The organism is Amphibacillus jilinensis Y1, assembly GCF_000306965.1.
Lineage (GTDB): Bacteria > Bacillota > Bacilli > Bacillales > Amphibacillaceae > Amphibacillus_C > Amphibacillus_C jilinensis.
Genome location: NZ_JH976434.1, coordinates 64,615 through 77,134 on the forward strand (window position 1 = coordinate 64,615; position 12,520 = coordinate 77,134).

Genomic DNA, 12,520 nt, shown 5'->3' on the forward strand with positions numbered 1-12,520 from the left:
CTTTTTGGCTTGCTCGTGTTAAGACGAACCTTCAATCAGCGGGCGAGCGTACTTAACTCGATTGTTAATTGAGTGAATCAGGACATTAGCGTTCGTTAACTCCCACCTAAATAAGTGCGTGCTGTTCTCTACTTTGAGACGTGTTTTACAGACGGTTATCTGTGATAAATTGATTAACAACCTCTTGAGTTAAGAGCCACTCTTGATGTTTTTGGTCAAAATAGTTACGGCCCTTTGCTGTTATTTCATAATAAGTTCGTCGCCTTCCCATGGTTTTACCTTGTTGAAAAGAACAGATATAGTCGTGTTTTTCTAAACGGGTAAACGCAGAATAGAGTGTCGTTTCCTTCATAACATACTTATTATTTGATCGTTCTTTAATTCTTTTAGCAATTTCATAACCATATGATGGCTCCTCTAATAATAAAGAAAGGATAATTGTATCATTATAACCTCGCATCGTATCACTAGATAACAATCGATCACCCCTCTTATACTTCATCTGTCGTAGTAATTTTATTATACACATATTTACTACGACAGGTAAAGTAATTTTAAGAAAAAATCTTTTCTAACTGATTAATAATGTAATCATGATCAGTAAAAAGAAGATCTAGTATCGCTCCTTTATTTTCAATCCATTGTTTTTTTAAACTTGCATCTATTCTTTTTTTTCCTAATATAAGCTGTATGTAAACTTTTAGTCTTAGAATATCTTTCGTTAAATGCATGATGTTACCCGGTGTGTGGTTGTAGACTTCAGGTATCGAATATAACAAATACTCTCCTCTATAGCTTCCAGTTAACATACGAATAACCCCTAGTCCCATTCCAACCGCCTTCTGTACAGAAAGTGGAAGAGATAATTTGTAAAAGTACAACTTATTATCTTCCTTTTTCATTGGTGTCGGCACAATATAAGGTTGTGGCTTCTTTGTTGGATATTCGATCAAATATCTCAATGTAGCGGTTGCATTACGAAAGCGAATAACATCTTCTATTTTCACACCTAAAAAACAGTCGGCTGAACTTAAAATTTGATCTGGCGTTAATGCGAAAAATGAAACTACTTCGAAATCTTTTGACAAAGTTAAATGTGAAGCCATAAAATAGTCATCCAAATATTTGAATGTTCTCTTTCTCATTAAATACACCTCATCTTTACTTAATTAAAGCATAGATAAACATAACCGTTTTATACTTCGCCCTAAAAAATCTCGCCTGCGTCGACTGGCTATTTGGCTGAAATTTCATCTTGACGTAAGGTACAAAAAAAAGCTACTTAAATAATCAGGTTCGCGAAACCTTTCTTATTTCAGCAGCTCAGTCATCTTGTTATTTATCTCATCTTTTTATTAGCTAATTCATATGTCTTGGTCAAATCCTCATCACAAAAGTAAATAACTTAACTTCATGCATGTGTGTTGAAAAGAGCTTTACTGGCAAACTACTCGTTGCTGCTTGATTTATTTATCGTTCACTTTTCATTGATTATAACGACGCTTCCATTATGCTAAGCTCAAAAGGGAACGTAACTATCATGTCATGCTATCTCATTTGATAAGGTACGTCGTCTCAACCATTTCACTTAAACACTCGACATCATTTTGTATGCTAAAACCTTTTAGCTCCTTGCATATAAAACGAATCTTCAATCAGCGGGTGTTTCGACCACTGATTGTTAGTTGAGTGAATCAGGACATTACCATCCGCTTTCACCTACTTAAAAGATTTACCTCTGTTCTCAAGGAAGGTGTTTACGAACGGCTATTTGTGATGCAAACGGGTATACTTTAATCATGCTCAAAAATCATACGAAATTTATTATTTCTTTTATTATCGACATGCTGTATAGCCGTTCCAACTACAATTTTTTCCATTTGTTCATTTGCCAGTATATATAGTTAAAAAAATTGATTGATTCTAGCTCTTCACCTCCAACTTCATTCACAATCCTTTCTACCTATACCCTTTTTTACAATGTTTGAAATTACCTTTGATAAAAATTCCCCTAATGACATATTTAATAGCATTTTATCATTTATACCCTAGTTTGAGGTTTATTCTTAAAAAATTCCATTTAACTTTAATCTAATCTTAAATGTTTTTATAGGTTTATTAACCTGTATCTTTAGACTTAAAAAACTCAGTACAATCATGTACTGAGTTTTTTAATAGTCTGTCTATTCAATTAGCTTTGACAATAAATAGTGGTAAATGAGTTTTTCCGTTTCCTCTAAAGAATCAAGATGTGTGCGTTCATAAGCATGTGAAGCATCGATACCTGGACCAATTAAACCATGAATAATATCGTGTCCTGCCCGAATCGCTGCCGATGCATCAGATCCATAGTATGGGTATATATCAAGTTGATAGCCAATTTGATTCGTTTGAGCCAATTCAACCAAATGCTTTCGTAACCCGTAATGGTACGGTCCGCTTGCATCTTTAACACATATAGAAACGGTGTACTCATCTGTTGATTGCCCGTCTCCCATAGCTCCCATATCTACAGCGAGATACTCAATCGTTTCATCCGTTATATTGGAATTTCCACCATATCCAATCTCTTCATTATTTGAAATAAGAAAATGTGTTGTATAAGGCAAGCTCACGTCTTCCTCTTTAATGCGTCTAACCACTTCCATTAATATGCCTACACTCGCTTTATCATCTAAATGTCTTGACTTTAAAAAGCCGTTATCAAGCTCCTGTACACGTGGATCAAATGAAATGAAATCACCAACCTCAATACCTAAAGCACGAACATCTTCAGCATTTTCAACTTTTTCATCAATTCTAATTTCCATATTTGTTTGATTCCGTTCAGCTGAACCTGCATCTTTATAGACATGGACGGATGTTTGATGCATTAAGATTGTTCCCGTATATGTTTGTCCCGTTGCTGTTTCAATTTGGCAATATTCACCTTCAATCGCATTATAGCGAAAACCACCGATTAAATCCATTTTCAATCGGCCATTTGCCTTAATCTCTTTAACCATCGCTCCTAATGTGTCAACGTGAGCAGTAAGCATACGATGTTTAGTATCATCTTCACCAAATAGCGTAGCGATCAAGCCACCCTTTCGATTACGTCTCGTCTGTACACCTAATGAATCAAAGAATTGCTCTACAAATTCAATCACTTTGGTCGTATGACCAGACGGACTTGGTATACGAACCAATTGTTTAATAAGTTCCACTTTTCGATTTGTCATATGTCCCCTCTTTTCTTATATTATTTTAGCGCCAAACAGTCATCGTAACAAGACTATGGTATAATGAACAGCAAATCTATCTTATAGTCAAAAAAAACGATGGAAGGCGTGCTAAACTTGAATCAATCATTTGATATCCACCCCAAGTGGGAAACATCCCTTAGTCGTGCTGATTACCAAGAGCTACATGCACTTTTTTTACACTATCAAAATAACCGTCTCCATTCAACAGCTACACTGACAAGCGATTTAAACATTACATATCTGCCTTTATTCCGAGCAATAAATCATAAAAACGAGTTATTAGTTACTGCTTTTGTGACAAACAACGCATCACAAATGATTTGCTTTAAGAATGTTGAGATTTTGTATCATGAATCAAATATGGAACCGATCAAGGCTACAGGTACCATTCATAATTTTGATCTCCAACCTTTCAAAACAACCGCTTGGACATTTATTTTTCCGGACCATTGTATAAAGGAAGCTAAGCGTATTTACTTAATTGATCAAGCCACATAAATAAACGTGCTTTGTTAATGGCTGGGACCGGACTTTTTAAAATCTGTTCAGCTGATTGTGTATACCGTGAGCCATCAAGAAAAGCGGAGTCATTATCTACTAGTGCTTTAATGCCTGCCGCATTTGACTCAAAGTGAAATTGCAAAGCTAATACATGGCTGTGGTAGCGAAAACCTTGGTTTGGACAAACAGCATTGTTATACAATAACTCGGCTCCTTTAGGTAACTCAAACTGATCCTGATGCCAATGAAACACAATCATTTCTTCTCTTAGATCAGTGTTAGTCACTGGAAACCAACCCGCTTCACGATCTTTTCCTTTAAAGATCGTAGCTCCCAATGCTTTGGCAATTTGTTGAGCACCAAGGCAAATACCCAACACAGGAATCCCTTTTTCAATTACTTGCTTGATCAGCAACCTTTCGTGTTCGAGCCAGGCTGACCTTGGATCATTGGCAGACATCGGGCCACCTAAAATGATTAGAAAGGTAAGCTCTGATAAATGTGGAAGGGAGACATTTTGATCCAATCGATGGATAACCATATGATGATGGTTCTGATCAACCCAATCTTTGATCAAACCAGGTCCTTCAAAATCCACATGCTGTAATATATCGATTCTCATTTGATCACCTCTACAATAGCTTAGCACATTGTATGGTAGGATCAAGCCGATATGTTAGATAACCTAACCCTCCAAGCAAATCCTTAATAATGAGCCAATAGACCTCTTTTCATCGCATAGTTCTCACAATAAAGATAGAAGCCCAATCCTATTCCAGTATAGATAAGCGCATTTCCGATCAATAGTGTAAAATCAAACATAGTGAAATCTGTTAATACATAACCCTCTATCATAATCGCACGAATCATCGATAACCCTTTAGTAAGCGGCAAAAAAAGAAAAAAGGGTAGGGACGGTAATGCAATAAAAGTCAAGCCAGCTAATACAAATTGAAAGATTTGAAGAAAAGCTTGAATTTGTTTAAATATGATTGTTAATCCAGCAATAATAAACGCTAAACCATACATGCTAAGACAAGTAAATAGAAAAATAGGTATAATAGATATAAAATCGACGTTAAGCCATTGACTAGTCGTTATCATCGATAAATACAGAAGAAAAATGACCATAAGAGAATGAAGCATGCTATCAGCCAATAACCGAACGGTAAGAATACGCCAAATACCACTTGGTGACATGCCGAGTTGTTCAAAGGTTCCTCTTGTTGTTTCAGTTACAATTTCATAGCCAACGCCGTTAACAATAATCATAGCCAAGTACCAAAAGATATAATTAACCATCGTGTGTTGAACGGCCACCCCCTGTGTAGCCGGATTTCCAATCATTTGAATACCAGCAAATATCGCCATGAAAATAATATAGACCGTGAGTACCATCGCAATCGTATTTGGGGCATAACGCTTAAGTTCGATGGCTTGTTTACGCAAATTCGCTTGAAACAGATGTATGATTGACATGGTTATAACCCTCCTTAACTATTTTCATAAAGATTTCTTCAAAATTGACGGTGTTTCGATCAATGCTTTCAACAGGGGTCTGCTCTTGCTTTAATATATCAAACAACTGATAAATATGCTCGGGACCGGGTAATTCGATATTAATAATTGGTTTTATTTGATTCGTTATGTAATCATAACTCAGAAATGTCGATTCGATAGCTTTTTGCTGTGTTTTTGTTAAAGGTTGACCTAATGTGACTGTATAAGCACGCACTTCAAATAAAGTCAGTAACCGATCAACACGTTCATTGGCAATGATTTTTCCATTGTTAATAATAATCGTTCGTTCACAAACCGATTGAATGACATCCATATCATGGGAGCTAATAATAATTGTACGTTGCTCCTTCTCAACGATTTGTTTTAAGATCGTACGTACTTCATAGCTTGTTTCCACATCCAAACCTAGTGTGGGTTCATCCAACAAAATAACGTCGGTATTCGCTAACACCGCCACCGCAATGGCTAATTTCTGTTGCATCCCCCGCGACAGACGATTGACTAATTCGTGTTCTTTATCTTTTAATCTAAAGCTATTAAGCAATGATTCAATTCGATTCGCCATCGCTTTTTTCGATTGACCTCTGTTTCCCGCAAAATATTCTAGGTTTTCTCTAACTGTTAAGCGCCAATATAAATTGCGATTGCCTTCCAGAACAGCACTAATATGTTGAAGTGCCTTTAACCGATGCTTAGCATTATTTATGCCATTAATCGTAATCACACCTTGATCTGGCTTAAGTAACCCACAAATCATCTTAATCGTTGTGGTTTTCCCTGCCCCATTTGGTCCAAGCAGGCCAACAATTTCACCTTTTCCTATCTGAAATGAAATATTATCAACCGCTCTAACAGCTTCTTTCTGTTTTCTTTTCATATACGTCTTTTTCAAATCTGATACATTTATAATCGTTTCCACTCGATCACCTTCTTTTCATTGATAAAACGAACCTTCAATCAATGAAAGGATTCGTACTTCCTCCACTGATTAGTCGTTAAGCGAATCAAACATTAGCGGGTTAACTCCCGGCTAAATAGATCAGCCCTAGCTTCTTTTTTACGGACGGTTATCTGTAATAAGATTAGCATATATAATTCTGTAGCATATGCAAACCGTCCCTTGACTTATTGTCTGTCATACTTTTGGCGGATCATCGAATCTGTCTTAATTCGGATAATTACTGTGCTAAAGACAGCTAGCAACGAGAAAATCATTTTTATATACTTCATCTTTAAAATCAGCTATAATTTCTTAGATAAATTAATCTGATTTGATCGGAGGGATAGCTTTGTTTGAACCTATTCAAGAACCTGTCATCATTTTTGCAATTGCGGTTATTGTCTTTTTAGTTACACCTTTTATAATGACAAAACTCAAAATGCCTGGTATTGTTGGACCGATTGTTGCGGGTATTATTATTGGCCCGTATGGCCTAAATATTTTAGCGCGTGATAGCACCATTGAATTGTTAGGTACGGTTGGTTTGTTGTTTATTATATTTATCGCAGGCCTTGAACTTGACATTGATGGGTTTAAAAAATACAAAAATCGAAGCTTACTATTTGGTTTATTATCTTTTAACATCCCACTATTGATTGGTTCATTGCTTGGTATAGTTGTAGGATTTTCAATACCTGCTTCTCTGTTGTTAGGATCGATATTAGGTTCCCACACCTTGCTTGCCTACCCAATTGCCAGTAAAATTGGGGTAAATAAAAATAAAGCCGTGATTACCACAATAGGAGGAACGTTAATAACCGATTCCTTTGCGATGATCTTTTTAGCAGTTATTTCTGGCATGGCGATGGGTGAAGTTAATGCACAATTCTGGTTTAAACTAATTATTTCTACAGCTGTTTATGCTGTTGTTATACTTGGAGCTGTTCCTTATCTATCAAAATGGTTTTTTAAAATCTCAGGTATTGATGGAGCTAATGAATTCAATTATGTACTGGTTGTCTTATTTGTTTCTGGGTGGATGGCTCTATATGCTGGATTACAACCGATTATTGGGGCATTCCTTGCGGGACTAAGCTTAAATCGGTATATTTTTCAACATGGGTCATTAATGAATCGAATCAACTTTACCGCCAATGCTTTATTTATTCCATTCTTCTTGCTGTCTGTTGGGATGCTCATGGACTTATCTGCACTATTTACAAGTATAGAAGCTTGGCTATTAACCATTGGCATTGTTCTTGCTCTATTAGCAGGTAAATATTTAGCAAGTTGGATAACAGCGAAAGTCTATCGTTATCACGCTAACGAACGTTATTTAATGTTTGGTTTATCGACTCCACAAGCTGCTGCGACTTTAGCCGCTACCCTTGTTGGATTTGACTTAGGTTTACTCAATCAAGCTACCGTTAATGCGATTATTATTATGATCTTAGTTTCTTGTGTGATTGGTCCTTATCTAACCGAAAAATTCGCCCGAAAGTTGGCACGTTCATCTGCCCACCCTATTGAAGATACGACAGAAAAAAAACCCGAGCGCATTTTAATTCCTGTTGCCAACCCGGATACAATGGAGGCTTTAATGGATCTTGGTTTTCTAGTTCGGATCGCAAGCAAGTCAACCGAACCTATATACCCACTAAAGGTAATTGATAAAGATGCTAAAGCGGCTGAATACGATGTTGCAACAGCAGAGAAAATGCTTGGTCATGCAATCTTTTACGCTGCTGGAGCAGAAATCCCTGTTCGACCGCTCACGCGCGTTGACCATAGTATCGGCTGGGGCATTGAACGTGCGGTGACCGAAGAACGGATCACGACTATTATAACGGGTTGGAATGGGGCTAAAACAAACACAGAGAAAGTCTTTGGAGGGATTATTGATAACGTCCTTGATCATACTTATATTCGATCACTGATTGTTAAACAAGTCCAACCCATCCAAACGACAGAGCGAATGGTCGTTGTCTTGCCAAGAGGTATTACCGCTAAGCCAGGTTTTAAAGATGCTCTGCAGATTGTTAAACATATTGTAAAACAACTAAATTGTAAATTAATGTTCATCGTTATGGATGATGATTTTGAGGCGATCGAAAGCTATATTCGCCAGATTAAACCCCATCATAACGCATCATTTTCCCATTTTCCAGATTGGGAAATGCTTGAGCGTTACTGCTTAAAATTAGGGAAAGATGATCTCGTCATGGCGATAAGCGCGCGTAAAGGTACGGTTGCTTGGCACTCGAGCTTAGAAGCATTACCACAAAAGCTATCTGAACAAGTAACTCAAAACTTTATTATTTTCTATCCTTACGAAAATAAAGAAATTGATGTACGTGGGGCACGTGGCACCAGCCTGCCACATATTCATATGGAATGGTCATCTTAAAACGGGAAGATTGAGATAAAACGAAGCTTCAATCAGTGAACGTTTTCGTCCTTCTGATCGGGAGTGGATCAGGTGCGATTTGCTCTCACCTGTGATAAATTTTTAATCGTTCATGCGATATTTTCATTTTTCGTGCGAGCGCATGGATCTTTCATGCGATATTTTCTCTTTTCGTGCGATCGCATGGACCTTTCATGCGATATTTTCATCTTTCGTGCGAGCGCATGGACCTTTCATGCGATATTTTCATCTTTCGTGCGAGCGCATGGACCTTTCATGCGATATTTTCTCTTTTCGTGCGAGCGCATGGATCTTTCATGCGATATTTTCTCTTTTCGTGCGAGCGCATGGACCTTTCATGCGATATTTTCATCTTTCGTGCGAGCGCATGGACCTTTCATGCGATATTTTCACTTTTCATGCGATCGCACGAAAAAAAACTGAGACAGCTATATTCTAAAAAGCAAGCTGTACAACCAAAAATAGGGCCAACGTTACAACTGAAAGCAATACTTTTAGCATTCTAAATGTTGTTTCATACTTGCTGGATTTTAATTCTCCAAACACGCATGTGAGCCATAAAATGATTAATCCAATTGGGATTAACAGATAAACAAAAGGCTCAGGTACAAAAAGTAATATACCAATCCCATATAACAAACTTATTCCTAAAACCACAATACCAGTAAGCATAGTCGTTATCATCATAACTCCTCTTTTCTACTTTATATTTGGCTAAAAGCAAGTAAGGTAGTTAATAAATAGTCGACGGTCAGTCAATCTTCATCTTTTACATATAGAGTTTCAGGGATAGGTTGATTGAGAATTTCTTGCATCATCGCTCGATATTGCTCGATTTGTTTAAGGTGGGTATCGAATTGTGCCGTATTGACTAGATAGTCTTTACCATCATAGATGGCACGAATTTTCTTTTGAAAAACAAGCTGCCTCACTTGTTTTTCTGTACATTCTAAGTAATCAGCAGCTTCACTTAATGTCACATACATCGTTCCACACCTCAGTTCAAGTTAAAAGATTTAGGGGGAGCTGCTTCAAAAGTCATTACTACATGTTTGACGGGATGTTTAAATGAAAGCACTGCAGCATGTAACCCTAATCGACCAATCGGATTTGCTTTTGCACCATATTTTTTGTCTCCAACGACAGGATGGCCAATCGATGATAGCTGAACTCGAATTTGATTCTTCCTACCTGTTTCCAGATTAATCTTTAATAGCGTATATTTAGCTGTTGCATCGATCACCTGATAATGTAAAATTGCCTTTTTCGCTTGATAAGATGAAGAACTTACATACATTAAATGGGTTTTCGTCTCTTTTAACCATGATTCAATCGTACCACGATCCGTTTTTACTTTTCCTTGGACTAAAGCAATATAAGTACGTTCAGTCACCACCTCTTTCCATCTATCTTGGAGCAGGTGTTTGGTTTCTTCATTTTTAGCAAAAAGCATGACACCTGATGTGTCACGGTCTAACCGATGTACAATGTAAATACGATTTTTAGGATCAGATTGTTTAACATAAGCCATAACTTCTCTGTACGCTGTTTGTTGTTTATCTTGTGGCTTACTTGCCATCGTTAATAAACCCGCTTGTTTATTAATAACAATAAGATCATTATCTTCATATAAGACCTCCACACCGCTAATCTGTGGTTTTACTGGAGCCGTCTTTAAAATTTCAACGATTTGACCTGGAGAAACACGGGCATTATATCTTGTTTCTTGGTGACCATCAAGGTAGACTTGCCCCCTTGTTAATATACCCTTAATATGATTCCGCCCTTTATCGACATGTTTCAACAAAAAAAGCTAACAGTTCACTGGGCTCAGTTACGGTAAACTTGTGCGTCTTCATTTCTAGCCAACTTCCTCATTCTGTGTTGTTTTTAACGTTGTTGCTCTAGCCAGTCTTGCTTGAGCAAACCATAAATCACATGATCAACAAAGTGATCTTGCAACCATTCGGCCTCTCGTATGACCCCTTCTTGGGTAAAGCCTAACTTCTCAGCAACACCACGGCTCGCTTTATTGAAAAAAGCAGCTCGAATATCAATCCGGTTAAGATCTAATTTAGCAAAACCATAATCAATGATCGCGCGTACAGCTTTTGTCATTATACCTTTACGCACAAACGCTTCACCTATCCAATAACCAAGTTCTGCTTTCTTATTATACCAATTAATCTTATTAAAACCGACTAAACCTGCCACCTGCTCATCCACCACAATAACAGCTACAAACGATTGTTGCTTCGCATTACTAATGACGGTTGCTTCCACAAATGCCTTTGTATCCTCTTGTTTTTTCGTATCATCAACAAAAGATAAAAAAGTTCGTAAGTGCTCCCGTGAATGTGTAATCAGCTGATACAAACTTTCCGCATCACGATGTTCAAGTGGTTTTAACTTGATTCCCGATTCAATCTCATAAGTAAACATAACGATCCCCTCCAAAGCTTTTTTTACATTATAAAGAACTTTGGAAGTTTACGCCATCCTTTTTATAAAATTAGCCTTCAATCACGGGCATTTTTCATTCGTCTCTGACGGATTGATCGTTACGCAAGTTAGAACATTAGGGTACTTATCTATATTATAGACAGGTCCGACATTTTGTGGCAAGCATTTACGAACGGTTATCTGTGATAAAACAACATTTATGAGTTGCCTTTGTTTAATAGACGTGGGGCAGACCATTTGATTCCAATGGCCCCAATTGGCGCTGTTATAATAATAGATAAAACAGCAATCGCTAAAATAACACCACCTGTTTCTACACCGGCTGCCAACGGTAATGACCCTATTGCGGCTTGAACAGTTGCCTTTGGCAAATAGGCAATCATACAAAACAACCGTTCTTTTGTATTAAAATTCGTACCGATTGTTGCCAACCAAACGCCTAAACTACGCCCGAGTAAACCACAAATAATAATGACAATGCCAAGCAGTCCTGCCTCAAGCGCAACACTTATATTTACTTCAGCACCAACAAGCGTAAATAAAATAATCTGAGCAAACACCCATACCCCTGCTAATTTTTCAGAAAAATGATTAGCAATCGTTGGCTGGCGCTCTAATAAAATAAAACCAAGCGTCATTACCCCTAGCAGACTAGCTACCCCAATCCATTCTCCAAATTCAAAGTATAAAATCGCTAAAGCAAGCACGAGCAGCAGTTGTTCTGTATGCTTAGGTGCAAAACCACGCCATTTAAACAGACCTAGGAGTAAAAGAGCGACAAGGCCCCCTCCCAAAACGCCACCACCAATACTCAGTGGTATTTTAGCTAATTCTAGTGCAATATTGGTATCACCCGCCGTACCTAAACCAAGGAAGAAAGTAAATAGTGTGATGGCAAACACATCATCAATAGATGTTCCTGCTAACAAAAGGGTTGGGATTTGTTTATCATCTCCATAGCCGTCTTCTTTTAAATCCAACATGCTCGGTACCACAACTGCTGGTGAAACAGCAGCTAAGACAAAGCCAAGCATACCTGCTTCTGCAAAGTTAAAGCCTAATATAAAGTATGCTGCCATCGTGACCGTAAACCCTTCAAGAAGACAAGGAATACTACTAATTCTTACAGCAATCCCACCAACTTGCTTTAATTGATCACGTTTTAAACCAAGTCCCGCACGTATTAAAATAACAATCAAGGCAAATGCACGCCAATCTTGAGAAACAGCGAGTAGCTCTCCATCAAGTAATCCAAACACATAAGGGCCAAACAACACCCCAACGATCAGCATACCTAGTAAGCCAGGCAACCTTAATAACCCTACCAACTTCGCAGCTATGTAACCAAATAATAATAATAGCGCTATACCTTCTAACATTAAGCATCCCTCCAAATGATAGTCTAACCAATGTCACCACCGC

General features: G+C 37.6%; 13 protein-coding genes. 2 read left to right on the forward strand and 11 right to left on the reverse strand.

Going from position 1 to position 12,520, the window contains the following annotated elements:
• Window positions 1–145: 145 nt before the first annotated feature.
• From B494_RS0100775 to B494_RS0100785, 3 genes are all read right to left on the reverse strand, one after another.
• Window positions 146–478, reverse strand: coding sequence for a PadR family transcriptional regulator (locus B494_RS0100775; RefSeq protein WP_017470445.1), 333 nt, complete (start codon window positions 476–478; stop codon window positions 146–148).
• Window positions 479–554: 76 nt separating this feature from the next.
• Window positions 555–1,145: a hypothetical protein gene (locus B494_RS0100780; protein ID WP_017470446.1), complete on the reverse strand. Its 591-nt coding sequence runs from the start codon at window positions 1,143–1,145 to the stop codon at window positions 555–557.
• A 1,038-nt stretch (window positions 1,146–2,183) separates the two neighbouring features.
• A complete protein-coding gene (locus tag B494_RS0100785; RefSeq protein ID WP_017470447.1) occupies window positions 2,184–3,221 on the reverse strand; it encodes a M42 family metallopeptidase in 1,038 nt (345 codons plus the stop codon).
• 117 nt (window positions 3,222–3,338) lie between these two features.
• On the opposite strand from B494_RS0100785, the gene B494_RS0100790 reads away from it, so the two are divergent.
• Window positions 3,339–3,743, forward strand: a complete 405-nt coding sequence (locus B494_RS0100790; RefSeq protein WP_017470448.1) for an SLAP domain-containing protein — start codon at window positions 3,339–3,341, stop codon at window positions 3,741–3,743.
• Here the strand turns inward: B494_RS0100790 and B494_RS0100795 are convergent.
• The 3 genes from B494_RS0100795 to B494_RS0100805 all read right to left on the reverse strand — a co-directional run bounded on the left by B494_RS0100795 (window position 3,709) and on the right by B494_RS0100805 (window position 6,186).
• Complete coding sequence (locus B494_RS0100795; protein WP_017470449.1) at window positions 3,709–4,368, reverse strand: type 1 glutamine amidotransferase; 660 nt, start codon at window positions 4,366–4,368, stop codon at window positions 3,709–3,711. The genes B494_RS0100790 and B494_RS0100795 overlap by 35 nt on opposite strands.
• Window positions 4,369–4,451: 83 nt before the next feature.
• The gene (locus B494_RS0100800; RefSeq protein ID WP_017470450.1) at window positions 4,452–5,225 is read right to left on the reverse strand and encodes a YhgE/Pip domain-containing protein; all 774 of its coding nucleotides are present in this window, start codon (window positions 5,223–5,225) and stop codon (window positions 4,452–4,454) included.
• Window positions 5,188–6,186, reverse strand: coding sequence for an ABC transporter ATP-binding protein (locus B494_RS0100805; RefSeq protein ID WP_017470451.1), 999 nt, complete (start codon window positions 6,184–6,186; stop codon window positions 5,188–5,190). The genes B494_RS0100800 and B494_RS0100805 overlap by 38 nt, the downstream gene beginning before the upstream one ends.
• A gap of 370 nt (window positions 6,187–6,556) precedes the next feature.
• On the opposite strand from B494_RS0100805, the gene B494_RS0100810 reads away from it, so the two are divergent.
• On the forward strand, window positions 6,557–8,614 hold the full coding sequence (locus tag B494_RS0100810; RefSeq protein ID WP_017470452.1) for a cation:proton antiporter: 2,058 nt from the start codon (window positions 6,557–6,559) through the stop codon (window positions 8,612–8,614).
• Between the two features lie 456 nt (window positions 8,615–9,070).
• Here the strand turns inward: B494_RS0100810 and B494_RS0100815 are convergent, their stop codons facing one another.
• From B494_RS0100815 to B494_RS0100835, 5 genes are all read right to left on the reverse strand, one after another.
• The gene (locus tag B494_RS0100815) at window positions 9,071–9,319 is read right to left on the reverse strand and encodes a hypothetical protein (RefSeq protein ID WP_017470453.1); all 249 of its coding nucleotides are present in this window, start codon (window positions 9,317–9,319) and stop codon (window positions 9,071–9,073) included.
• A gap of 71 nt (window positions 9,320–9,390) precedes the next feature.
• Window positions 9,391–9,621: an excisionase family DNA-binding protein gene (locus B494_RS0100820; RefSeq protein WP_017470454.1), complete on the reverse strand. Its 231-nt coding sequence runs from the start codon at window positions 9,619–9,621 to the stop codon at window positions 9,391–9,393.
• Between the two features lie 11 nt (window positions 9,622–9,632).
• Complete coding sequence (locus B494_RS0100825) at window positions 9,633–10,439, reverse strand: RluA family pseudouridine synthase (protein WP_241211386.1); 807 nt, start codon at window positions 10,437–10,439, stop codon at window positions 9,633–9,635.
• A gap of 86 nt (window positions 10,440–10,525) precedes the next feature.
• Complete coding sequence (locus B494_RS0100830; RefSeq protein WP_017470456.1) at window positions 10,526–11,077, reverse strand: GNAT family N-acetyltransferase; 552 nt, start codon at window positions 11,075–11,077, stop codon at window positions 10,526–10,528.
• Window positions 11,078–11,295: 218 nt separating this feature from the next.
• The gene (locus B494_RS0100835) at window positions 11,296–12,477 is read right to left on the reverse strand and encodes a cation:proton antiporter domain-containing protein (protein WP_017470457.1); all 1,182 of its coding nucleotides are present in this window, start codon (window positions 12,475–12,477) and stop codon (window positions 11,296–11,298) included.
• Between the last annotated feature and the right edge of the window lie 43 nt (window positions 12,478–12,520).